General features: G+C 65.4%; 20 protein-coding genes and 1 riboswitch. Of the genes, 11 read left to right on the top strand and 9 right to left on the bottom strand.

The window, feature by feature from the left end; genetic code table 11:
* Window positions 1-60: 60 nt before the first annotated feature.
* The gene (gene thiM / locus AB3147_RS16400) at window positions 61-876 is read right to left on the bottom strand and encodes a hydroxyethylthiazole kinase (RefSeq protein WP_367352439.1); all 816 of its coding nucleotides are present in this window, start codon (window positions 874-876) and stop codon (window positions 61-63) included.
* A gap of 31 nt (window positions 877-907) precedes the next feature.
* A riboswitch (TPP riboswitch) is annotated at window positions 908-1,040 on the bottom strand.
* 193 nt (window positions 1,041-1,233) lie between these two features.
* On the opposite strand from thiM, the gene AB3147_RS16395 reads away from it, so the two are divergent.
* Window positions 1,234-1,869: a glycoside hydrolase family 19 protein gene (locus AB3147_RS16395; protein ID WP_367352438.1), complete on the top strand. Its 636-nt coding sequence runs from the start codon at window positions 1,234-1,236 to the stop codon at window positions 1,867-1,869.
* A 249-nt stretch (window positions 1,870-2,118) separates the two neighbouring features.
* On the opposite strand, the gene AB3147_RS16390 is transcribed toward AB3147_RS16395, so the two are convergent.
* Window positions 2,119-2,568: a PA2169 family four-helix-bundle protein gene (locus AB3147_RS16390; RefSeq protein ID WP_175138322.1), complete on the bottom strand. Its 450-nt coding sequence runs from the start codon at window positions 2,566-2,568 to the stop codon at window positions 2,119-2,121.
* Window positions 2,569-2,779: 211 nt separating this feature from the next.
* Here AB3147_RS16390 and AB3147_RS16385 point away from each other — a divergent pair, with 211 nt between their 5' ends.
* The gene (locus AB3147_RS16385; RefSeq protein WP_438861024.1) at window positions 2,780-5,215 is read left to right on the top strand and encodes a DNA internalization-related competence protein ComEC/Rec2; all 2,436 of its coding nucleotides are present in this window, start codon (window positions 2,780-2,782) and stop codon (window positions 5,213-5,215) included.
* A gap of 116 nt (window positions 5,216-5,331) precedes the next feature.
* Here the strand turns inward: AB3147_RS16385 and AB3147_RS16380 are convergent, their stop codons facing one another.
* Window positions 5,332-5,739 carry a TonB family protein gene (locus AB3147_RS16380; protein ID WP_367352437.1) on the bottom strand — a complete coding sequence of 136 codons (408 nt, stop codon included), beginning with the start codon at window positions 5,737-5,739 and terminating at the stop codon, window positions 5,332-5,334.
* A gap of 215 nt (window positions 5,740-5,954) precedes the next feature.
* Between AB3147_RS16380 and AB3147_RS16375 the strand changes: the two genes are divergently transcribed.
* The 5 genes from AB3147_RS16375 to AB3147_RS16355 all read left to right on the top strand — a co-directional run bounded on the left by AB3147_RS16375 (window position 5,955) and on the right by AB3147_RS16355 (window position 10,979).
* Window positions 5,955-6,875, top strand: a complete 921-nt coding sequence (locus tag AB3147_RS16375) for a LysR family transcriptional regulator (RefSeq protein WP_367352436.1) — start codon at window positions 5,955-5,957, stop codon at window positions 6,873-6,875.
* Between the two features lie 198 nt (window positions 6,876-7,073).
* Entirely contained in the window at window positions 7,074-8,072 is a 999-nt protein-coding gene (locus tag AB3147_RS16370; RefSeq protein ID WP_367352435.1) for a threonine ammonia-lyase, read from the top strand.
* Window positions 8,073-8,135: 63 nt separating this feature from the next.
* Window positions 8,136-9,146 carry a DUF4392 domain-containing protein gene (locus tag AB3147_RS16365; protein ID WP_367352434.1) on the top strand — a complete coding sequence of 337 codons (1,011 nt, stop codon included), beginning with the start codon at window positions 8,136-8,138 and terminating at the stop codon, window positions 9,144-9,146.
* Complete coding sequence (locus AB3147_RS16360) at window positions 9,143-9,616, top strand: RidA family protein (RefSeq protein WP_239212511.1); 474 nt, start codon at window positions 9,143-9,145, stop codon at window positions 9,614-9,616. The genes AB3147_RS16365 and AB3147_RS16360 overlap by 4 nt, the downstream gene beginning before the upstream one ends.
* A gap of 43 nt (window positions 9,617-9,659) precedes the next feature.
* The gene (locus AB3147_RS16355) at window positions 9,660-10,979 is read left to right on the top strand and encodes an MFS transporter (protein WP_291386640.1); all 1,320 of its coding nucleotides are present in this window, start codon (window positions 9,660-9,662) and stop codon (window positions 10,977-10,979) included.
* Window positions 10,980-10,996: 17 nt separating this feature from the next.
* Here the strand turns inward: AB3147_RS16355 and AB3147_RS16350 are convergent, their stop codons facing one another.
* The 5 genes from AB3147_RS16350 to AB3147_RS16330 all read right to left on the bottom strand — a co-directional run bounded on the left by AB3147_RS16350 (window position 10,997) and on the right by AB3147_RS16330 (window position 17,195).
* A complete protein-coding gene (locus AB3147_RS16350) occupies window positions 10,997-12,376 on the bottom strand; it encodes a four-carbon acid sugar kinase family protein (RefSeq protein WP_367352433.1) in 1,380 nt (459 codons plus the stop codon).
* On the bottom strand, window positions 12,373-13,650 hold the full coding sequence (locus tag AB3147_RS16345) for a ribulose-bisphosphate carboxylase large subunit family protein (protein ID WP_239212517.1): 1,278 nt from the start codon (window positions 13,648-13,650) through the stop codon (window positions 12,373-12,375). Before AB3147_RS16345 ends, AB3147_RS16350 begins: the two co-directional genes overlap by 4 nt.
* Window positions 13,651-13,674: 24 nt before the next feature.
* Window positions 13,675-14,214: a VOC family protein gene (locus AB3147_RS16340; protein WP_175121125.1), complete on the bottom strand. Its 540-nt coding sequence runs from the start codon at window positions 14,212-14,214 to the stop codon at window positions 13,675-13,677.
* Between the two features lie 66 nt (window positions 14,215-14,280).
* Entirely contained in the window at window positions 14,281-16,161 is a 1,881-nt protein-coding gene (locus AB3147_RS16335; RefSeq protein ID WP_175121126.1) for a TRAP transporter large permease, read from the bottom strand.
* A gap of 11 nt (window positions 16,162-16,172) precedes the next feature.
* Window positions 16,173-17,195 (bottom strand): TRAP transporter substrate-binding protein, encoded by a 1,023-nt coding sequence (locus AB3147_RS16330; protein WP_105239374.1) that lies wholly within the window; start codon window positions 17,193-17,195, stop codon window positions 16,173-16,175.
* A gap of 112 nt (window positions 17,196-17,307) precedes the next feature.
* Here AB3147_RS16330 and AB3147_RS16325 point away from each other — a divergent pair, with 112 nt between their 5' ends.
* The gene (locus AB3147_RS16325) at window positions 17,308-18,369 is read left to right on the top strand and encodes a LacI family DNA-binding transcriptional regulator (protein WP_175121127.1); all 1,062 of its coding nucleotides are present in this window, start codon (window positions 17,308-17,310) and stop codon (window positions 18,367-18,369) included.
* Window positions 18,370-18,576: 207 nt separating this feature from the next.
* Here AB3147_RS16325 and AB3147_RS16320 read toward each other — a convergent pair whose 3' ends face one another.
* On the bottom strand, window positions 18,577-19,425 hold the full coding sequence (locus AB3147_RS16320) for a class I SAM-dependent methyltransferase (RefSeq protein ID WP_218344232.1): 849 nt from the start codon (window positions 19,423-19,425) through the stop codon (window positions 18,577-18,579).
* A 161-nt stretch (window positions 19,426-19,586) separates the two neighbouring features.
* Here AB3147_RS16320 and AB3147_RS16315 point away from each other — a divergent pair, with 161 nt between their 5' ends.
* The 3 genes from AB3147_RS16315 to AB3147_RS16305 all read left to right on the top strand — a co-directional run bounded on the left by AB3147_RS16315 (window position 19,587) and on the right by AB3147_RS16305 (window position 23,850).
* On the top strand, window positions 19,587-21,704 hold the full coding sequence (locus tag AB3147_RS16315) for a transcriptional regulator (RefSeq protein WP_367352432.1): 2,118 nt from the start codon (window positions 19,587-19,589) through the stop codon (window positions 21,702-21,704).
* Between the two features lie 100 nt (window positions 21,705-21,804).
* On the top strand, window positions 21,805-22,260 hold the full coding sequence (locus tag AB3147_RS16310; RefSeq protein WP_239212519.1) for a MarR family winged helix-turn-helix transcriptional regulator: 456 nt from the start codon (window positions 21,805-21,807) through the stop codon (window positions 22,258-22,260).
* Window positions 22,261-22,323: 63 nt separating this feature from the next.
* Window positions 22,324-23,850, top strand: a complete 1,527-nt coding sequence (locus AB3147_RS16305; protein WP_367352431.1) for an MFS transporter — start codon at window positions 22,324-22,326, stop codon at window positions 23,848-23,850.
* The last annotated feature ends 1 nt before the right edge of the window (window position 23,851 follow it).

Genomic DNA, 23,851 nt, shown 5'->3' with positions numbered 1-23,851 from the left:
GTTGAAGGGAGGAATTTTGGGGACGGTGTATGACCTACCCGTGACATGCACGGGGTCAAATCAACGAAGCGGGGATTCGAGAGTCAGGCAATCCGCGTCCAGCGCCGCCAGCGCATCCAGGAACCGCCAGGCGAAAGAACCCGGCCCGTCGGCGTGCACCGCGGCGCGCTCGCCTGCGATGCCAAAGCACGACAGGGCGGCCATCGCCGCCACATAAGGATCGTCCTTCGATACGGCGGCAAAGGCCCCGACCACCGCGCTGAGCGCGCAGCCGGTGGCCGTCACGCGGGGCATCAGCGGCGACCCGCCCGCAATACGTACCGCGCGCGTGCCGTCCGTGACGTAATCGGCTTCGCCGGTGACCGCCACCACGGTTTTGCGGCGCGCGGCGATGTCGTGGGCTGACTGCTCGGCCTGCGCCACGGCGTCGCGGGCGTCCACGCCCTTGCCGGCGCTGTGGCCGCCGGCCAAGGCGATGATCTCGGATGCGTTGCCCCGGATGATGGCGGGTTCAAGGTCCAGCAGTTGTTGGATGGCATCGCGGCGAAAGGCGGTGGCGTGATGCGCCACGGGATCCAGGACCCAGGGGGTGCCGGCTTCTGCCGCAGCTTGCGCGGTCAACAGCATGCTGCGCAGCCAGGGCGAAGACAGCGTGCCGATGTTGATGACCACCGCGCCGGCAAAGCGGGCGAACTCGGGCGCTTCTTCCTCGGCATGCACCATGGCAGGCGATGCGCCGATGGCGAGCACCGCATTGGCCGCGTAGTTCATGGAGACGAAATTGGTCAGGCACTGCACCAGCGGCGCGTCGCGGCGGACGGCGGCGAGCAGGTCCTGAGACTGGTGGGCGAGGGAATGCAGGTCGGGATGCGTCATGCCGGGCGGTCTCGGGGCGTGGGACGCGCATGCGAAGGCACACGCACCATCCCTACGCCAGCGTTATCTGGATCAGGTTCGACGGGTCGCCGTGCATCGCCTGCCATGGTGATGGCAGGCCAACGGATTCTCAGCTTCTTGGCGAAGCTCCCCGGGTGGATGGCGTATGTTCCCGGCGGAACCGGGGAGGTGTCAAGCGGCCAATTCGTGCCGGATCGCTTTGCATACTCAATTTGAGGTATTGGCGGGTGCTATGCCTGGTTCACAATCATTGACCCGCCTCTGATCGCCTTGATGAACGCACACGCGACGATATCGGCGGGGCGCCATGACTCCCTATGCAAGCAGGTGACCGCCATGCTGAGTGCAGAACAACTCCAACGCATTTTTCCCAACTGCAAAGCCCCCGCTGCGTGGGCCGACGCATTGGCTCCCGCATTTCAGAAATACGAAATCGAAACGCCGGATCGCATCGCCAGCTTTCTGGCACAAACGGGGGATGAGTCGGGCCAGTACAACCGGATCGAGGAAAACCTCAATTACTCAACTGCCGCGCGGTTGACCAAGGTGTGGCCAAAGCGATTTCCCGATGAGGCGTCGGCCATGCCGTATGTGAACAATCCGCAAGGACTGGCGAATCTGGTGTATGCGAACCGGATGGGCAATGGCGATGCGCAAAGCAACGACGGCTTCCGGTATCGGGGCAGGGGCATCATCCAGCTGACGGGGCGCAGCAATTACGACTCGGCCGGCGACGCCATGGGCGTCAATTTGCTTGAGACGCCCGAGTTGCTGTCCGATCCGAAATGGGCTGCGCTGAGCGCCGGGTGGTATTGGCAGTCGCGCGGGCTGAATGAGTTGGCGGACGACCGTACGCACGACGATGACCTGGAGGATTTCGCCAGGATCACACGGCGGATCAATGGCGGGCTGGTGGGTCTGAAGGATCGTTTCGCGTTGTTCAAGCAGGTTTATGCGGAGCTGATGCGGTGAAGGTGCTGGTCCGCGCCGGCGCTTGGGACAGCCTTGTTCGGCGGCAGTTGGGACATCCGGAATCGTCAGATCACGTATGGCCAGCGTGACTAGGGTTTGCGGACGCATTGAAGAAATTGCACGTCATGCGCCGGCGCATTATTAGTCCGGCCTGCTTACGTAGCCGAAGCCATGCAATACAACGCCCGCCCGGCGCAGGGTGCGGCGGGCGGGCGGCTTCAATACCACGCGTATTGCAGCTTGAGGTGCTTACGTCGCGGCGCGGAAACGATTGCGCAGATCACGGATCTGGTCGTGGTTGCGCAGCACGCCCTGATATTGGCGTTCGACAACAGCGCGCACGTTGTCAGGCAGCGTTTCCTTGAGCGCCTTTTCGTAGTCCGCCTTGGCCACGTCCTCGCCTTTCTCGCATTCCTCGAGCAGCGTCAGATCGGTGCGGCTGGATACCGCCGCCTTGATGTTCGTCCAGCCACGATGCATGGCGCCGGCCACCGTGCCGCTGTCCTCGGGCTCGCCGCCCAGTTGGGTCACCAGGGTTTGCAACTCCGTGGCGCCGGCCGCGCAGTCGCGCGAACGGTTGCGGAACAGCTCCTGCATCTCGGGCGCCTTCGCATCTTCAGCCGCCGCGGCAAAGCCCTTTTCGCCGTTCTTCGACGTTTCGATCAGATTGTTCAGCACCTTGATTACATGTTCAGCCATGTTGGTCTCCTTGGTTTGGAAGGAACAGGCGGCGCAGGCCGCCTGGGAATTGGAGACTCAGCAAGTGGCGTGCCTGGGTGGGGTGCGGCGCAATCAGCGGGGTAAGGGTCTCGGCGCAATCCTTGCGGTCAGCCGCGGTGGACAAGTGCGTTCACTGCGCGATCAGCTGCGTATCTGTCCCCCCTAAGCTGTGGGCTTTCGGGAGGCCGACATCAACGGGCGATCATTCTGTCTGGCATTCGTGGCGGGCGCTGCGTGGGTGCAGATTCTGCCTGCCCTGCCGCCGGCGTACGCGCTGTGGATCCTCGCATGCGGTTGTGCAGGGGCGCTTTTGTTCACGGCGGGGGCAACGCGTCCCCTCACGGCGACCGGGGCAGCGGTGATGGCGGGGTTGTTGGCGGGCGTGCTGAATGCCGCGCTGCAAGCACAGCATCGCCTTGACGATGCGCTGGCGGACGTTCACCAGGATGAGGTGTCGCGTCTAGTCTTGCGCGTGGTGGCGTTGCCAGACGGCGACGCGCAGCGTCAGCGCTTTCTGGCCGAACTGGCTGAGCCGGCACGATCGGGCATCCCGAATCGGATCCAGGTCACCTGGCAGGCGGGCGCCGGCGCCAACCAACGTGTGCCGCAGGTGCTGCCGGGGCAGGTCTGGCGGATGGCGCTGGTGCTGCGCAGACCACATGGCCTGCTCAACCCGGCCGGACCCGACACGGAAGGGCGCATGTTTGCCAGCGGCGTGCGGGCAACCGGCACCGTGCGTGGACAACCTGTGTTGCTGGACGACCGGCCTTGGGCGTCGCCCGGCGTCGCAATTGAACGTGCGCGGCATCACGTGCGCGAAGGCATGCGTGCGGCGCTGGGCGCGCATCGTTATGCGCCGGTGCTGATTGCGTTGGCAATTGGCGATCAGGCTGGTGTGTCGCGCGACGACTGGCGGATATTCAACCGCAGCGGCATCACGCATCTTGTGTCGATCAGCGGCATGCATGTGACATCGATTGCGGGCATTGGCGGTCTGCTCGCGTCGGCGCTGTGGCGACGTCTGCGCTGGCGGGGAGTGGGAATGGCGGAGCGCATGCCGGCCCGCATCGCCGGCGGGGCGGTGGCCGCGTTGGTTGCGCTGTTGTATTGCCTGCTTGCGGGGTGGGGCGTGCCGGCGCGCCGCACGTTCTTCATGTTGCTAGTGGTGCTGGCGGCGGCGTTGTCTCGGCTGCCGTTGTCGGGCGGCCGTGTGCTGGCTTGTGCAGCGGCCGCCGTCGTGGCGCTGGACCCGTGGGCGCCAATGGCAGCGGGCTTCTGGTTGTCGTTCGGCGCGGTGGCGGTGCTCTTGCGCATCGCAGCCGCGCCGATTGATGTCGACGCCGGCTGGCGCGCGCGCTGCGCGACGCGGTTGGGGCAGGCCGTGCGCGTGCAATTGCTGGTGACGATTGGGCTGATGCCGTTGCTGGCATATCTGGTGCATCAGGTGTCGCTGGGCTCGCCTTTGGCCAATGCCGTGGCCATACCCGTTGTGACCTTTATCGTGACGCCGCTGGCGTTGCTGTGCGCGGCGCTGTCGTGCCTGCCGGGTGCCGAGACGTTGGCGGCGTGGGCGGGGCAGGCAGGACTGGACGCTTTCGACCTCACCATGGTGCCCGTGGCGTGGGTGGGCAACGCAAGCTGGGCCAGCGTGCCGGTTGCGGCCGCTGGGTGGATGTGGCTGCTGCTGGCGGTCGCGGGCATGGCGTGGGCGTTGCAGGCACGCGGGTGGCCGGGGCGTCATCTGGGATGGGTCTGCATGTTGCCGTTGCTGTTCTGGCGGCCGGACAAGCCCGAACCCGGCTACTGGCGCATGAGCGCGATGGACGTAGGGCAGGGCAGCGCGATCCTGGTGGAGACGGCCAATCAATCGCTGCTGTTTGACGCCGGGCCGCGCAGCTATGGCGGCAGCGATGCGGGCGAACGGGTGGTCGCGCCATTCCTGCAGTCCCGGGGGATCGGACGGCTGGACGTGCTAGTGCTGTCGCACGCGGATATGGATCATGTTGGCGGCACGCGTGCGGTGCTGGCGGCGGTGCCGGTAGCGCGCAGTTATACGTCTTTCGATCTGCCGGCCTACGTGCGGCGGGACGCCCGCATGTGGCCGGACGTGGGCAACGCGCAGCCGGTCTTGCCCGATGAGATGGTGCGGTGCGAACGGGGAGGGCGCTGGGAGGCCGATGGGGTGGTATTCACCTTCCTGCATCCGGGGCCGTCAGAACGCACAGGAAAGGCGGATGACCGCAATGCCGACAGTTGTGTGCTGCGCGTGGACGGCAAGGAGCATTCGCTGTTGCTGACGGGAGATGTTGGTGTGGCGCAGGAGCGGGCGCTGGTCGAGCAAGGGCTCGCGAATGCCGACGTCGTCCTGGCGCCGCATCACGGTTCGTCGTCATCGTCGAGCCGTGAATTGGTGGCGGCGGCGCAGGCCAAACACGTCATCGCGCAGGCCGGGCACCTGAATCGATTCAAGCATCCGGCGCGGGCGGTGGAGTTGCGGTGGATGCGGGCTGGCGGAAGGTTCTGGCGCAGCGACAAGGACGGGGCGGTGATGGCGGAAGCGACGCCGCGGGGGTTGACTGTGTGGGGCCAGCGGGAATCGGCGAAGCGGTACTGGTACGGCAGGTAGATATCGCATGCAAAGGTCGTCAGGGCATTCGCCATGCACCGAGTGCGCCGCGACGCGGCAAGCATTGATGCGCCCCACATCGGAAGAGTCGGCGGGCCGCAAGCGAAGAGTCGATGCTACCGGGTTCGTGTGGCGGGGAATCCTGGTGGCGCGTCGCCATTGAAATGAAACCGGATGGGCAGCGTCAGGTCCTTCCGGTCTTCTGCCATGTCGGCAGAGAAGGGCAGTAACGTGCCGTTGCGCCGGATCATGCCGAGCGTCGCCTCATCCACGGCGGCGCTGCCCGAAGATTCCACCAACTCGACCGTGTCGATCGCCCCGTCGCGAAGGACGGCGATTCGAACCTTGAGCACCACAGGAGAGCTCATCTCGCGGGTAGCCGCCGGGAGCCTGATGCCGCGCAGGATCTTTTGACTGACAGCCTTTTGCCATTCGGCCTGAGTGGCCGGCGATTGCGCCGAGGCAGGCGCTGCAAGGCAAAGCAAAAGGGCAGCCATGCTGGCCGCGCGGACTCGCCAATTCATTGCGCGGGCTCCTGTTTGACCGGATCCGGCGAAAAGCGGGATCTTCCGCCATGGAGCATAACGCGCTGGCAAGCGCCTGGCCGTTGCCCGGCATCACCAGGGTGCCAGACACCCGGGAATATAAAATTCGAGCCATGCGCCTGTGCTCGTGCCGCGGGCTGCACAATAGCCGTCGAATCGGCGCCGCCGAACTCTCCCGCTGACGCAAAATCCAAATGAATTTCAAAAGCCTTGAGGTCTTTTACTGGGTGGTCAACTTCAGCAGCTTCAACAAAGCTGCGGCAAAGCTGCACACCACTCAGCCAGCAGTCTCACAACGCATTGCGGCGTTGGAGAAGGAACTGGGTATCAAGGCGTTGGACCGGACGTCTCGCGCGGTAAAGCTCACCGCGAAGGGCCGCGTCCTGTATGGGTACGCCGAGCGTTTCATGGCGCTGCATTCGGAAATGATGCTGAAGGTCGCCGAAGAGCAGGCGATCAGCGGAGTCATTCGCTTGGGCGTTGCGGAAACCATCGTTCATACCTGGCTGGTGGAGTTCCTGGAGCAATGCCGCAAACGCTATCCCAATGTGATCATCGATTTTGTCGTGGATATCACGCCCACCCTGCGCGAAAACTTGAAGTCGGGCGAGTTGGACATGGCCTTCCTGCTCGGGCCTTTGAATGACGATGTGCTGATTGAAAAGCCGCTTTGCAGCTACGAACTCAACTTTCTTTCGGCGCCTTCGCTGAAAGTGGGGAAAGAACCTTTGTCGAATAGCGAGGTAGCGCGACATCCTCTGATCACTTTCCCCAAGCGGACCTACCCGTATACGTTTCTGCATCGGGAACTGACCACCCCCGAGCATGGCGCGCCTCGGATCTTCACCAACTGGTCCCTATCCACCATCGTTCGCATGGCAGAGGACGGCTATGGCGTATGCGTCGTCCCGCGTTTGGCGGTAGCGAAAGAAGTGGCGCAGGGGCGGTTAAAGGTTCGGCGGGCGCAGATGCAACTGCGTGATCTGTCATTTGCCGTGGCTTATGCGCCAGGCAGTGACCAACAGACGAAAGAGGCGTTGTCCGAGCTTGCCGGCGAAATTGCGCGCGCTTCATCCGATGGCAATCCGCGTGGGCGGAAAAAAGGCCGCCCGTAGCAGTTCTTTCACCTCGTCAACGTATTAGTGGTTTCCCTGATAACCGCGGGCTTGGTGCGCCCGCTGAAAGTCCACGCGCCTGGGAAAACTGCGATCCATAAGGCTGCCTTATTGATTTCTATCCAAAGATAGGATTGGTTGTTATGAAACGACCGGGATGTAATGGGTGCGCAAAATCCCATTCAGCCAGGAGCAGCCTTGAATACCGCAGATCCCACATCCGCCTTTGCCATCACGCTTGGTGACGTGCAGCAAGCACACGAACGCATTCGTTCCCACATCGTGCGTACCCCTTTGCTGGAGAGCGCATCGCTCAATGCATTGACGGGGGCGCGGGTGTTGGTCAAAGCCGAATCCTTGCAAAACGCCGGCGCCTTCAAGTTCCGCGGCGCGGTCAATCGGTTGCTGCAACTGAGCGACGCAGAAAAGCGAGCAGGCGTGGTGGCCTTTTCATCCGGCAACCATGCGCTGGCCACGTCGTTGGTGGCACGCACGTTAGGCATTTCGGCGTCGATCATCATGCCGGCCGACGCGCCCCGCGCCAAGATTGAGGGCGCACGCGCGAATGGTGCGGAGGTGGTGCTGTACGACCGCCAGAAGGACGACCGCGAAGCAATTGGCGCGGAAATCGCAGGCAGGACCGGCGCAGTAATCGTCCCGCCCTATGACGACCCCCACATCATGGCCGGACAAGGCACCGTCGGCCTGGAAATCGTCGAGCAAGCCCGCGACATGGGCGCGTCGCTGGACATCGTGATTGCGGCGTCCAGCGGCGGCGGTCTGGTTGCTGGCGTGGCGACGGCCGTCAAGTCGCTGTCGCCCGAAACGGCTGTGTATGCCGGTGAGCCTGCGGGCTTTGACGAACTGGCGCGATCGCTGGCATCCGGCCAGCCTGAAAGCAATGCGCCCGGCGCCAAGTCAATCTGCGACGCACTGCAGGTGGTGAAGCCGGGCAAGCTGACCTTTCCGATCAACCTGGATCTGCTTTCCGGCAGCCTTGTCGTCACCGACGACGAGGTCAGGCGTGCAATGAAAGCCGCGTATCAGCACCTGCGCCTGGTGGTGGAGCCGGGCGGCGCCGTGCCACTTGCCGCCGTGCTGGCGGGAAAAATTGACGTTGCGGGCAAGACCGTTGTCGTCGTACTGAGCGGCGGCAACGTCGATACCCCTGTGTTCATCGAGGCGTTGAACGCCTGACCTATCATGCTGAATTCCGAATCCAAGACATATCACCGCGTTGCACGCACCATCGACGACTTCATGCGCGTCGACTACACCGGCGTGGGACTGATCGGCAATCTCTACGAGGCGCTGCAGACGCGACAGCCTGGATATGCGTGCATGGGCGCTGCCGAGCGGTTGCAGAAGGCCGCCCAGGAAAGCGCCGGCCCGATCCTGATTGCGACAGGTTTTCCGGAAGGCGGCGGTGCGCCCGAAACCGATGGCCCGATCGGTGCCGCGCTGATGGCCCGGGCCTTCTTCCTGGGGTTGCGTCGCGAGACCGTCATCGTCATCGACGCAGACTGGGAAGAGATGATGATCGCCACCTGCCGCGGCGCGGGCCTGGCGCCGATGCCGTTTCCGGAAGATGGCGTCATCAAGCCCTTCGATTTCTTGCGGCCGGTGTATATCAAGACGGTCCCCAAGGACGATCGCGGCGCCCACGCGGTTTGCGACGCGCTGGTGACAATAACGCGTCCCTGCGCCGCGATCGCAATCGAGCGGCCCGGAAAAAATGCCAAGGGCCTGTACCACGGGTTGGGCGGTCGCCCGCTGGATGGGTTGGTCGCCAATCTGGACTATCTGTTCGAGAAAATCCAGGCGGCACAGATCCCGTTCATCGGCATCGGTGACGGTGGCAACGAATTGGGCATGGGCGTGATTGCCGAGGATTTGCCGCGGTTTTCACCCAAGGCCGCGGATACCGGCACGCCGGGACGGGGCGGGGTCGCCGCTGTCACGGCTGCCGACTGGCTCGTGGTGTCGAACATCTCCAATTTTGGTGCAACGGGCGTGGTGGCGGCACTTGCCGCCTTGCTAGAAAACCCGGTGGTGTTCCACGAACCTGAACTGGAAACCCGGAGCACCGAGCTGTGCGTCGCCAGCGGCGGGGTGGACGGCATGTTCATGGCGCCCGAACCGGCGCACGACGGCATTGCCATGCAGGAGTACGCAGGGATGGTTCGCGCACTGCGTGGCAGTGTGATGCGTGCGCTGGGTCATTCGATCAACTGGCAGGGGCATCAGGGCGACTGGAGGCAACTGAAATGAGCGCAACCACCATCTCCGGCCGGCTGGCCGAACTAGGACTTGCATTGCCAACCGTCAATCCGCCGCGCGGCAGCTACGTTCCGGCCGTGCGCGCCGGAGACTTGCTGTTCGTCGCGGGACAAGCGCCGCGGCGCAACGGCGTGCTGGAGTTCTCGGGCCGCGTGGGGCGCGATCTGAGCGTCGAGCAAGGCCGCGATGCTGCGGCGCTGTGCGCGCTCAATGTGCTCGGCCATCTCGCTCAGGCCTGCGGGGACGATCTGGCGCGCGTCGCCGGCTCGGTGCGGCTGGCCGGTGTGGTCAATTGCGCCGAGGACTTTGATGCGCATTCAAAGGTGCTGGACGGCGCTTCGGATCTGCTGACCGCTGTCCTGGGCGAGCGCGGCCTGCATGCGCGCATCGCCACCGGCGCTTCGTCGTTGCCGTCGGGCATGGCGGTGGAAGTCGAAGCCATATTCCAACTCAAACCATAAGTCAGGGCGGGGCGTCCGCCTGACATCCGCAAGGGGAAAATCCGTGCAAGCAACTCTGACTCAGCCCGCCTACGCGGGAAATGCGCCGGACCGGAATGCCGTCTACCGCAAGGTGGCGCTGCACATCATGCCGTTTCTCATGTTGTGCTACGTGGCGGCGTATCTGGACCGCATCAATATCGGCTTTGCCAAGCTGCACATGCTGAACGACCTGGGCTTCAGCGATGCCGTTTATGGCTTGGGCGCGGGACTGTTCTTTATCGGGTATCTGATCTTCGAGGTGCCCAGCAATCTGCTGATGATGCGCATCGGCGCCAAGCGGACGATTTCCCGCATCATGATTCTGTGGGGCATCATTTCGGCCTGCTTTGCCTTTGTCGAGACGCCGACGCAGTTCTACGTGTTGCGCTTCCTGCTGGGCGCGGCCGAAGCCGGCTTCTATCCTGGCGTGATCCTGTATCTGACCTATTGGTTTCCCGCAAACAAGCGAGCGAAGATGGTGGCGCTTTTTGTGGGGGCGGTGCCGTTGTCAGGCATGATCGGCGCGCCGCTTTCCGGCGCCATCATCGAATGGGGCCACGGAGCGCACTCGTTGGCTGGCTGGCAATGGATGTTCCTTATCGAAGCCGTGCCGTCGCTGATCCTCGGCCTGTTGTGCCTGAAATACCTGGCCGACAGCCCCGCGGTTGCCCCGTGGCTTACCCAGGGCGAGCGCGAGCTGGTGGAAGGCGAACTCCAGGCCGAGCGCGAGCTCACGCGTCACGACAAGTCCACCGTGTCGCTCGCGGCCACGCTGAAAGATCGGCGGGTGTGGAAGATGACCAGCATCTGCTTCTGCTCGGCCATCTGCTCTTACGGCGTGTCGTTCTGGCTACCCACGCTTGTGCAGCAGCTGAACGTGGGGGACGTCATGCACGTGGGTCTTTACACCGCAGTGCCGTTCACCGCGGCTTTCGTGGTGATGTATCTGATCGGCCGTAGTTCTGATCGCATGCGCGAGCGCCGCTGGCATCTGGTTGGACCGTTCACCTGCGTGTGCGTCGGCTTGATTGGCAGTGTCTGGTTCCATGGGTCGATGGGGCTGGCGCTTCTGTCGCTGACGATCGCCGCGGTTGGCGCCTACAGCACGACGTCCATGCTGTTCACGATTCCCGGACTGTTTCTTTCGGGCGTCGGCATGGCAGCGGGCGTGGCACTGATCAACTGCTTTGGCGGACTGGGCGGATTTGTCAGCCCGTATGTCGTCGGCGTCGTCAAGGATGTCACAGGCAGCACCGATAATGGCGTGATATTTATCGCCTGCGTGGCGATGATCGGTGCGGCCCTTACGTTGACGCTGCCCAAGAAGCTGGTGAACCGTTGATCCGATGCATTGGCCGCTCACGCATTGCCTGCGGCCAACGCATCAAACAAGCGATCCCCGCCCATTTGCCCGCCCTTGAGCATCAGTTCAATTCCGTCGATCACGGGGTCGTCGCTGCGTGCAACGCTGACCGTCACCCCCGGCGCCAGCACGCAGCGAAACGCCAACCCCCACAATCCCAAGGCAAGCGTCGCCTGGCTTGAAGTGTCTCCGCCCGCGATGCCAATGCGGTTCAGCCGATGACCGGTCTTTGCGCTGGCGCGCACGATGTCCGCGACGAGGCTGGCGGTGGCGCGGGCTGTTGCGGCGGTCTGGTCCGCGCTGACCGAGCCGGCAGGCCTGTCGGTATACACCAGGACGTTGCGGCCTTCGGCCAATGTCGCGGCGGCCAACGCGATCTGTTGCGCGGCATAGCCGGCATCAGCCAGCAGCCGCACGACTTGCAGCGGTTGGCGCGTATAGCTTTCGCACGCAGCGATCTGTCGCGCGGTGACGGGCGACAGGCTGCCCGCGACGACCAGCACCGGGCCGTCCGACGGGCCGAGCGGGGCCGGTTGTGTAGCGGGGGCTTGTCCGGCGGGCCGGACGCGGGCCAGGGCTTGCTGCACGCTGCTCGGGCCGACGGCCACGAGCGGGGCGCGGGCTGCCTCGCGTTGAATCAGGCGGCCGATCACGGCGAGCTGCGATTCGTCCACCAGATCCAGGAGCAGCGGTCCGTCCGCGTTTTCCATGACCTGATCGATCCACCCATCGAGCTCGGCGATGTTCGTACCGGAATTCACGGCGGGGTCGGCGCCCGCGTTCACTGCCAATTTCGCAATCGGGGGATAAGCAACATGCGGCACCGACCGCACGCCCTCCAACCCCTGCGCCTCCAGATGCCGCCGCAAATCCGCCTCGTGCATCGGCGTGACGGGATGCACGCTCATCACGGGATGGCGATCGATGCGATGAATCTCCGGCGCAGACCCCGCGCGCGCAAACAGGTTTCCAAAGCTGCAATACCGGCCAATGCTGGGCTGCCCGCCAACGATCGGCACGATGGGGTTCGCAAAATGCCGGCGCAGCTCCCGCACCGCCACCCCGATGCTGCCGACGTGCGGCGCGCTGTCGAAGGTGGAACAGCACTTGTAATGCAGCACGCGCGCGCCGGTGCTTGCCATGAACGCGCCAACCGCGCGCAGTTCCTCGACCATCTCCGCCGGGGCCATCCCACGCGCGGCGCCCGCGATGCCGATGGCATCCAACGGCCCGGCACGTTCCAGTTGCGAAGAAGAAGGCACGCCCAAAAACAGCAGGCTGCGCAGGCCCGCCCGGGCGACCTCCGCGAGCGTGTCAGTGGCGCCGGTGAAGTCGTCGCCATACCAGCACACCTGAGGCGCGGTGCCGCCAATCATGCGCGGCTTCCAAAAAACTCCAGCGCGCGCTGCAACTCAGGCGCGTTGCGGGCGTAGTCTTCCAGCTGCTGGTTGTCCCGCACGGCGTGCCACGCCTGACGAATGCTCTGCACCCCAGCCGCCGGACCATCCGGATGCGCCAGAATGCCCCCGCCCGACATGAACAGCAGATCGTCGCTGCGCACGGCCGCCCAGGTCGCGGGCACGGTCCCGGCCCACTGACCCGACGAGAAAGCAGGCATGACGGCGTCGTCGATTCCCGGGGTCAGCGACGCCAGGCAATCGCGCGCCGAGTCCACGACTTCGCTGTCTTCCTGCGAAAACTTGCCTTGCAACCCATGCACGTGCATGTGGTCCACACCGGCCAGCCGCCACAGCGTCTGATACGCCTGGAATCCCATGCCCAGCAGCGGATGGCGCGATAGCGCGCCGAACCCATTGCGATGACCATGCAACGCCAGCGGCGTGCTGCGGCGCAGGGTCTGGATAGCCGAATAGCCGCACCAGTTCAGGCTGGCCATGACGCAGGTGCCGCCTTCGCGTTCGATCAGTTCGGCGTGGCGGCGCATGGCGTCGGTTTCATCGGTGATGTTGAACGCAACCATCACGTTGCGGCCGGTGCGTTCGCGGTGCGCGCGCACTACGGCCATCACGGCGGCGACGCGCTGGGCGAGCGGGGCGTGGGCCGGGTTGGCGCACACCTCGTCGTCCTTGATGAAGTCCACGCCGGCCGCGCAAAGCTGCGCCACCAGGTGCGCGGTCTGCTCGGGCGAGAGGCCGACGTTTGGCTTGATGATGGTGCCGACCAGCGGACCCTTGTCCACGCCGGTCAGCGCGCGGGTGCCGGCGATGCCGACCTGGGGCAGGTCGAATTGCGCGCGGTAGTTGGCGGGCAGCTCCATGCTTTCGAGCCGGAGGCCGGTGACTTCGCCCAGGTCGTACAGATTGCCGCCGACGGTGGCGGCCAGCGTGGGCAGGTTGGCGCCCACGTTGGCGACGGGAAACGCGATGCGAATCCGCGCGCGCTGGAATTTGCCCGGCATGCCACCCGGTTGGCGCGCGAGATACGCATTGGGCAGGCTGGGCGTGTCGACCGTTTCCAGCGTTTCGATGGATTCGATCCGGGCGCGGGCGCGGGCGCGCAGTTCGTCCGTTTCGCCCTGCACGCGCGTGAAGGTGCCGCAGGACTGCTCGCCGGCCATGACCTCCGCAACCTTGGCGGGGTCGACGGGGGTCTCAATCAGGTAGGTGGCGGTAAACGATTGGGAATTCATGGTGGCGTGTGCGGCAGGGGTGTATCAGAGGCGGCTCAGGTCGGGGAAGGCGCGGACGGGGTCCTTGCCGTCCCAGTTCACCGAGCTTTCGCGGATCAGGTCGAAGAGGCGGCCTTTGGGGCCGGCCACTTCCGAGAGCTCGATGACGGTGCCGGGGTGGTATTCGGTGTCGAAGTAGATGAAGCGGCCTTTTTCGCCGACTTCACCGCTCATCTTGGGCTTGAAGCCTTGCGCCAACAGGCGTTCCAGGTCGGCGTCGTAGCTTTCGGTCCAGTAGGCGACGTGCTGCAGGCCGGTGCGGCCGGCTTGCAGGAAGTCTCGGTACATGGAGGGCACGTCGTTGCGGGTCTGGATCAGTTCGACCTGCACGTAGCCGGAGTTGGCCAGGGCGACGGAGTTGTGCGGTTCATAGCCCTTGCCGTCGTATTGGTAATTGACGATGGGCACGCGCGGGTTGTAGTACCAGGGACCCACGCCGAGCTTGGTGCTCCAGTAGTCCATGGCGGCTTCGATGTCGTGCACGACATAACCGAGTTGGCGGATCTCGCCCAGGAAACGACTCATGTTGGATCTTTATAAAAGGGTGGCTGAGAGACGGGAAGGGCGCGGCCCGCAAGGGGCCGCGCCGCGTCACAGGAAACCGATGGAGAACCAGGGGAAGGCGGCGACGACGATCAGGCCGATCAGCAGCGCGCCGATATAGCCCCAGATCGGGCGGATGCCTTCGTTGGGATCGACGCGGCTGATGGCGCAGGCGCCGTAGTAGCCGACACCGAAGGGCGGTGCGAACAGGCCGATGCCCATGGCGAAGATCACGACCATCGCGTAATGGACTTCATGCACGCCGGCCTGCACCGCGATCGGGAACAGCAGCGGGCCGAACAGCACGATGGCGGGGATGCCTTCCAGCACGCTGCCCAGGATGATGAAGGCCACGATGGAGACGGCCAGGAAGCCGTAGCTGCCGCCGGGCATGCCCGCCATCAGCTTGGCCAGATCGCCCGAGAAGCCCGATTGCGTCAACGCCCACGCCATGGCGGTGGCGCAGCCCACGATCAGCATGATGGCGCCGGACAGGGAGGCAGTTTCGATCAGCATGGGCTTGACACGCGCCCAGTCGAAGCAGCGGTAGATCACAAGGCCCACGACGACGGAGTACACGATGCCGATGGTGGAGACCTCGGTGGCGGTGGCCACGCCTTCGACGACGGCGGCGCGGATCACGAACGGCAGGGCCACGGCGGGCAGCGCGATCATGAAGAACCGGCCGATCTCCTTGAAGGTGAAGCGCTGGACGAGGCTCAGGTCTTCTTTGCGGTAGCGCCACCAGACGACGCCGCACAGAGCCAGGCCCAGCACGACGGCGGGCAGCAGGCCTCCCGTAAACAGCGCGGCGATCGACACGCCCGTCACCGACCCGATGGTGATGAGCACGATGGACGGCGGAATCGTCTCGGTCTGCGCGCCGGTGGCGGACAGCAAGGCGACCAGATCGCCGGGCTTGGCGCCGCGCTTTTTCATTTCGGGGAACAGCACGGGCGCGATGGCCGCCATGTCGGCGATCTTCGAGCCCGAGATGCCGGACACCAGATACATGGCGCCGATCAGCACGTAGGACAGTCCGCCGCGCACGTGGCCGAGCAGGCTGGCCAGGAACTGGATCATGGCGCGCGCCATTCCGGTCATTTCGATCAGCGAGCCCAGGAAGATGAAGAGCGGCACCGCGAGCAGCATCAGGTGCGACATGCCTTCGTCCAGCCGGCCTACCATGACGACCATCGGCGTGTTGGTGGTCAGCGCCAGGTACGAGAAGGTGGCCAGCGCGAACGAGAATGCGATCGGCACGCCCGAAAACACGGTTGCGGCGACGATGCCCACGAAGAAGATCACCAGGTTCAGCTTGCCCAGTCCGGAGAACAGGGGCTGCGCCAGCCAGAACAGGCCGACGACCGCCGCCACGCCCGCCAGCGCCATCGCCACCTGCGGCAGCGGCTGCGTGCGCAAGAGGCGCAGCAGCGCAATGACGCCCATCAGGCCCATGCCAACCGGAATTGCCGAGGCACGCCACGCGTTGCTCAGTTCCAGCGCCGGCGTGATGATGAAGTGTTCTTCATGCGCGTACTCGATGGCGGGCGCCAGGATCAGCACCAGGAACGCCAGCGACGCCGCAAGCGCTGCGGTTTCAAGCTGCGCGCGACGCGCCGGGCTGACGTTGTTCACCAGCGCCGTCATGCGCATGTGCTCGCCGCGCCGCAACGCCACGACGGCGCCCAGCATGGACAGCCAGAGGAACAGGATCGACGCCAGTTCATCGGACCAGACCAGCGGGCTGTGGAACGCGTAGCGCGCCACCACGCCCGCAAACAGGACGAGGATCTCGACCAGCACGATGGCTGCGGCAACGTGTTCGACCACGGTGCCCAACACGCTGTCGAGCGCGCCGGCCGCCCGGCGCAGGGGATTGGCCGGCAGCGCGGGCGCCGCGGCGTGGGGAGCGGACAGGGAGGACATGGCGCGCGACCTCAGGCCAGCTTGCCGACGGACTGCTCCAGGAGGCCCCAGGCCTCATTGCCGAACCGGCCTTGCCATTCCTTGTAGAAGCCCGCGGTGCGCAGTTGTTCGCGGAAGCTGTCGGCGGACGGCTGGTTGAACACCAGGCCCTTGGATTCCAGGTCTGCCTGCACCGAGGCGTTGAGCTTCTTGATGTCTTCGCGCTGGGCCAGGCCGGCTTCGTTGATGCCGCGCGCCACCACCGTCTTCAGGTCGGCGGGCAGGCCTTCCCACATGCGGCCGTTGGCGATGAACCAGTAGCCGTCCCAGATGTGCTTGGTCAGCGAGCAGTACTTCTGCACTTCGTACAGTTTGGCGACCTGGATGATGGGCAGGGGGTTTTCCTGCGCGTCCACCACCTTGGTCTGCAGCGACGAGTAGACCTCGCTGAACTGCAGGCTGGCGGGCGCGGCGCCCAGGCCCTTGAACATGGAGATCGGCAGCGAGCTCACCGGCACGCGGATCTTCAGGCCGTCCATGTCGGCGGCCGTATTGACCGGACCCTTGCTGCTGGTGGTCTGGCGGAAGCCGTTGTCCCACATCTTTTCAAAGGCGTAGAGCTTGCGCTGCGCGATGGCGGCGCGCACGTGGGCGCCCAGCGCGCCGTCCATGGCGTTCCAGACCTGGTCGTAGTCCTTGAACGCGAAGCCGACGGCGTTGATGGCGGCCACCGGCACCAGCGTGGCGATCACCAGGGCGGACGGCGTGAAGAAGTCGATGCCGCCGGAACGCACCTGGGCCAGCATGTCGGTGTCGCCGCCCAGCTGGTTGTTCGGGAAGATCTTGATGTCGACGCGGCCGTTGCTTTCCTTGAGGATGCGTTCGGCCGCTTCCTGGGCGCGGATGTTCAGCGGATGCGTCACCGGCAGGTTGTTGCCGTACTTGAGCGAGTAATCGGCGGCGCGGGCGATCAGCGGAAAGCCGGTGCCGGCGACGGCGAGGGCGGGAACCGCGCAAAGGCGGCGCAGGGCACTGCGGCGAGTAAGCAGCTTCATGGTTGTCTCCGTTGTCTTGCTTATGATGTTTTTTGATGTGCCACAAAACCGCCTTAGCCCTGCGGCACTGTGGACAATAGTGAATAGGCGCTATCATCGTCAAATCTTATTCATGATGGTTTTTGATGTGAATAGAAGCGCCTCCTCTCGTGGACTCGCCAAGCTGGCGGACGTGGCTGCCCGCGCGGGCGTGTCGACGGCCACGGCCGATCGCGTGCTCAATCGCCGGCCTGGCGTGCGCCCGGCCACGGCGCAAAAGGTCTTCAAGGCCGCCATCGAACTGGATTACCTGCCGGACGAAGAGGCGTACGCGGCCCCCGCGCCCGAGCCGATGCGGCTGGTGTTCCTGCTGCCGCGCGGCAGCAATCGCTATCTGCGCATGCTGGGCGATACCGTCAACTTTGCGCACGAGCACTTTGCGCCGTTAAATGCCAAGTGCCATGTCGAGTACGTGGAAAGCTTCAATCCCGATGCGCTGGCGCAGGCGCTGGCCAAACATGGCAAGCGGGCCGACGGAATTGCGTTCATGGCGCTGGAGCACCCCGTGGTGCGCGAGGCCGTGAATGCGCTGGCGCAGCAGGGCGTGCCGACGGTGACGCTGATCTCCGACATCGCCAACAGTGCGCGCACGGCTTACGTGGGGTTGGACAATCGGGCCGCCGGGCGCACGGCCGGCTATCTGATCGCGCGCTTTATCGGGATGCGCGCGGCGCATGTGGCGCTGATCGCGGGGTCGCGGCATTACCGCGCCCATGAAGAGCGGGAAAGCGGATTTCTGCAGCTCTACGCCGAACAATTCCAAGCCATGCAGGTGGTGGACTTGCGCGAAGGCTATGACGACGCGCAGCGCAACTACGAACAGACGCGGCAGTTGCTGGAGCAGTATCCGCAGCTTGCCGGGATTTACAACATCGGCGGCGCGTCAGATGGTGTGGCCCGCGCGCTGAAAGAAGCAGGGCAGCAGCACCGGGTTGTTTTCATCGGGCATGGACTGACGCCCGACACGCGTTCGCTGCTGATCGACGGCACGATGGACGCCGTGATCACGCAAAGCCCGATGGAAGCGCTGATGAGCTGCGTGCGCATTTTCAGCAATCTGCGGGATAAGCGCAGCGCGATGAATGGGGTGGAATTGGCGCGCAGCCAGGTGATATTCCGGGAGAACCTGCCGTAGGGGTAGGGGCGGGCGTATTATTTCGGCTATGGGCTCGCACCCAGTGCGGCAGCGGCGGGGCACGCCGCTGCCTACTTCAACGGATGGTTCCTCTACAACGGTTGCCCGGCGCTTGCCGGCGGACGGCCGTGAAGGCGCTGCGCCATGGACCACACAGCCGACCGCCAGGCCGATCCCGCCGCTTGCGAGGCGGGGTCTGCCGCGCGATCACCGGCGGGTGATCACGATTTCCATGTACTCGCTGGGCACCACGACCGCCGAATCGCCGGAGCGGTTGAAGCGTTCGATCTGCGCGGTGATATCGGCGGTCAGCGCCGTCTGCGCCGCGGGTTCCAGCGCGCCGAAGGCCTTGAGCAGCGGGCCGTAGTAGGTCTTGAAAACCTGCATCCAGTGCTCGGGCGAGCGGTAGCGGAACACGAAGTGGCGCGGTTCGCACTGAATCGACGCGGCTTGCGATCCGAACATCTCTTCGATGCGCGCCTTGGTTCCCCACAGCGCGGGCGACTTGACGCCGGCGGGCGGGGGCAGGTGCTTGCCGATGGTCTTGAAGATCTGGCCGATGAAGCCGTCGGGCGTCCAGTTGGCCAGGCCGATCTTGCCGCCGTGCTTGCACACGCGCATCAGCTCGGACGCGGCCTTGTCCTGGTCTGCCGTGAACATCACCCCGAAGGTCGACATGACGACGTCGAACGCGGCGTCGGGGAAGGGCAGCGCCTCGGCGTCGGCCTCCTGGAATTCGATCTTCAGGCGTTCTGCGGCGGCGCGCTCGCGGCCGCGGCTAAGCAGCGCGGGCACGTAGTCGGTCGACGTGACGTCGCACCAGCGGCGGGCGGCGGCCAGCGTGGCATTGCCGTTGCCGGCGGCAACGTCCAGCACCTTCTGCCCGGCGCGGACATCAAGGGCTTCGCAAAGCTGTTCTCCTACGATCTGCAGCGTGGTGCCGACGACGGCGTAGTCCCCGGAGGACCAGGTGCCCTGCTGGCGGGTCTTCAAGGCGGCCAGGTCGGGCTGTGCGGTTTCGCGCACGTCACTGGTGGCAAGGGAGGAAATGGACATGGTGACTCTCCGTTATTGCGTGGGGTGCGCGACAGCATCCATTGCCAGCGCGCCGGGGTAGTGCAACCAGCGCCGAGAAGGAATTCGCGTGCCGTGCGCCCCGGAAACAACGATAAAAACCAGGCGTGGAGGCGAGCGTGGTAGCGGGCGTGGAATCTGCCGTGGATTCGACCGGCGCGGGCATCCACGTGCGCATGCTGGGACCGCTGGCGATCAGCCGCGGGGGCGCGCCGCTGGCGTTGCCGCCGTCGCGCAAGCTGCGGGCGCTGATCGCCTACCTGGCGTTGGCCCCGAACGCCGTGATGCGGGCGCACCTGTGCGAATTGCTGTGGGATATTCCGAACGATCCGCGCGGCGAGCTGCGCTGGTGCCTGAGCAAGGCGCGCGGCCTGCTGGATGAGCCGGGCCGCCGCCGGGTCGAGACGGTGCAGGACGCGGTGCGCCTCGACCTGTCCGATTGCCGCGTGGATGTCCTGGACATCGGCGCGGCGATGCAGGACGGCATCGACAAGGCGGGTCCCGACAGGCTGCGCGCCCTGTTGGCGCTGTTCCAGGGCGATTTCCTGGAAGGGCTTGAGATCGGCCGCAGTCCGTTCTTCCATAGTTGGCAGACCGCGCAGCGGCGGCGCCTGCGCGCCTGCCATGCGGCCGTGCTGGCGCACCAGGCCGCAAGCCTGCCGGCGGGCGCGGAAGAACGCTTCGCCTGCCTGGACAAGTGGCTGCAATTGGCGCCGTTCGATGCGCAGGCGCATGAATTGATGCTGGACGCGCTGGGCCTGCGCGGGCAGTGGCGCGAGGGCGAGGAACATCTGGCTGCGGCCGTGCGCGCGTTTGAGGCCGAGGGGCTGGATGGGCGGCTGCTGCGCGAGGCGTGGCGTGACGTGCGCGCCCGGCGGGCGGGCGGCGTGCAGACGTTGGGGCAGGGCTTGGGTCAAGCGCTGGATCCGGCTTTTGCGGTGGCGCCGCGGCCTGGAGAGGCGGGGGCGACGATCACGGCCGAGACAGGCGCGCAGATCACGGCCGACCCGCCGTTCCAGCCGCTGCCTGAAGCGGATCTGCTTTCCCGCCTTTCCGAGCTCCCGCCGGACCGGCGCGGACGGGCATCCATCGCGGTCATGCCGTTCGTGGACCGGTCCGCGCAGGCCGGTGTACGGGGCGGATTGGCGGACGGCCTGGTCTTTGACGTTATCGCGCGGCTGGCAAAGCTGCGCAGCCTGTTCGTCATTGCGCAGGGCACCGTGTTTGCGCTGGATCAGCGCAGCGTCGGACCGGAGGAAGCGGGCCGCACGCTCAACGTGGATTATGTCGTCAGCGGCTCGCTGCGGCGCCACGGTCAGCGACTTGCCGTGGACGTGCAACTGGTCGATTCCCGCACGGCGCGGATCGTCTGGGCCGATGTCCTGGATCACCCGTTCGATGACGCCTTGCTGGCGCTGGACGAGATCGGCAACCGGATCGTGGCGTCTGTCGACATCGAGATCGAGGCGGCGGAGCGCAACCGCGCGATCCTGACGCCGCCCAATTCGCTGGACGCGTGGCAGGCGCATCACCGCGGCCTGTGGCATATGTACCGGTTCAACCGTACCGACAATGAGCAGGCCCGGCATTTCTTCGAGATGGCGGTGCGGCTGGATCCGACATTTTCGCGGGCCTATGCGGGCTTGTCGTTCACGCATTGGCAGACCGCGTTCCAGCGTTGGGACGAGCAGGGCGATGCCATCGATCGGGCGTTCGAAACCGCCGGCCAGAGCCTGATCGCCGATGACCGCGATCCGGCGGCGCATTGGGCGATGGGGCGGGCGCTGTGGCTGCGCGGCAGCCAGGATCAGTCGGTCAGTGAACTGCGGATCGCCGTGGACCTCAGCCCGAACTTCGCGCTGGGCCATTACACGCTGGGCTTTGTCGACTGCCAGATGGGCGATGCGCAAGCCGCCATCGGCGCATCCGATCACTCGCGCCACCTGAGCCCTTTCGATCCGCTGCTGTTCGGCATGCTGGCCGTGCGCGCACTGGCGCTGGTGCGGCTGGGCCGGATCGAGGAGGCGGCCGGATGGGCGATCAAGGCCGCCGCGCGCCCCAACGCGCACGTGCACATCCTGGCGATTGCCGCCTGCTGCCTGTCGCTGGCCGGCCGAACTGACGAGGCGCTGGGGTTTCTGCCCGCCATCCGCAAGGCGCAGGCGACCTACCGGGTCGACGACTTCCTGGCGTCATTCCGGCTGGAGCCCGACACGCAGGCGCTGTTCCGCGAGGGCGCGCGGCGGATCGGAATCGGATAGTGCAGCATTCGCCACGCTTCGCCAGATTCCGCTTGCTAGGTAGCTGCCTAGGCAGCTAATATCCCGTCATTGATATCGACGGCGGCGCGCCGGGCCCATCATGAGCAACGCAACTCCTTCTGTGCTGGACGAACTGTGCACCGGCGAACTGGGATTCCTGGTGACGTCGGTGCGCAACGGCATTCTGGACGCACTGGACCGCGATCTGGCCCCGTTGCAGATCACCGTGCAGCAGTACGTCGTGCTCAATTGCATCGTCAAGGGGTGGGGACGCACGCTCAGCGACTTCTGCCGGGTGCTGTCCTATGACTCGGGCGCCATGACCCGACTGCTGGATCGGATCGTGGCCAAGGGCTTCATTCGCCGGGTCGAAAACGAAGCCGACCGCCGCAGTTCGCTGATCGAGCTGACCGAACAGGGCAAGGCGGCTTTTCCGCAGGCGCGCCAAGCCACCGAAGTGGCGTTTCGCCGGCTGCTGGACGGCTTTTCCGAGGCAGAGGCGCAAGTGCTGCACAAGCTGCTATCCCGGATCCTGATCAACGCGCGGCCGGCGTAATTTGCCGGGCGTTTTTTTTTATCCATTTATCTGCCTAGGCATATACAGCCTGGGCTGTGAACCATGTCCCACCCTAAGCCTTCCGTCCCGCTGCTCCTCGTCATCGGCGCGCTGACGTTCATCGACTTCCTGCAGAACGGCATGGCCACCTTTGGCGCAGCGCCCATCATGGGAGAAATCGGCGCCAGCCCCGAGGAATACACCCACATCGCGCTCATCTACGCCTGCGTGGCGGTCATGATGATCGCGTTGCAGGGCTGGCTTACGCATCGGCTGGGCTTGCGCGCCTACCTGCTGGCCTCGCTGGCCGCCGCGGGCATGGGCGCGGCGGTCTGCGCGCTGGCACAGGACCCGGCGCAATTCCTGTTGGGGCGCGTGTTGATGGCGCTGGGCTGCGCAGCGATGCTTACTTCGTCCCGGCTGACCGTCAACCTGATTCCACCCAGCCCTGCGCGCTTCCTGGGCATCAAGGCCTTGGCGACCGGTCTGTGCCTGGGGACCGCGCTGGCGCCCTGGCTGGCCGCGATGGCGGTCGAGCACGATGGCTGGCCGTTGATGTTCTGGCTGATCGCGGCGCTGTCGGTGCTGGCAATGGCGCCCGTCCTGCTGGCGATGCCGGGGCGCGAGGCGGGATCGGTCCTGGCCGGCAACGTGCGCCTGCTGCCGATCGCCGCGCTGGGGGCGGGCAGCTTCCTGGTGCTGCATGCGTTGCAGCGCGCCTATTACGACTTCTTCAGCCACGGCAGCCTCCTGGCGCTGTCGGCTGCGGCGGGGGTGGCCGCGCTGGGTTACTTCGTGTGGTCGGAAACGCGCAACGGCGCGCCGCTGCTCCGGCTGGGCGGCATGAACGAAGCGCGGTTCCTCTGCGGACTGGCGCTTTTCACGGTCTGCTACGTGATGCTTGGCGCCAACGGCTACCTGGTGCCGGTGATGCTGCAGCGTGCGCTCGGGCAGGCCTGGGTCACCGCGGGCAAATTCTTCGCGCTGGGATTGGGGGCGGGCGTGCTGACCTGGGCCGTGATGTCGCAATTGCTGCCGCGGTGGCCTTCGCCGCGCAAGTTTTTCGTGACCGGCTTCCTGGCGCTGGCGGTGTTCGGGGTGTGGATGTCGCGCCTGACGCCCACGGCCAACATGTGGACCGACGTGTTTCCCGCGCTGGCCTGCTACGGCATGTTCATCATGACGCTCATGCCGACGACCGCGATGCAGACCTTTACCGGCCTGACGGGCGACCCGGCGGTGTTCGCCCATGCGCAGCAGGTCAAGAACATGCTGGCGCAGGTCGGCCAGGCGCTGGGGATCATGTTGGCCACCATCGGGCAGCAGTGGTTCACGTTGCGGCACTACACGGTGCTGCGGGAAAGCATTGCGACCGGCAACGCGCAGTTCGAGGCGGCGATGGTGCAGCTGACCGCCTATTTCAGCGCGGCGGCGGGGCCTGCACAGGCGCGGCAGCTTGCCACGGCGCAGATCGCGCAACTGGTGGACCAGCAGTCGGTGCTGCTGGCCAGCCTGGATCATTTCCGAATCGTGGCGGGCGTGGCGCTGGCAGCGGCCGTAGTCAGCCTGGTGCAGCGCGTGTTCCGCTAGG

The organism is Achromobacter animicus (assembly GCF_040775605.1).
GTDB lineage: Bacteria > Pseudomonadota > Gammaproteobacteria > Burkholderiales > Burkholderiaceae_B > Achromobacter > Achromobacter animicus.
Note: the sequence above shows the minus strand (reverse complement) of the source record. Positions and strands in the feature narration are given on the sequence as shown.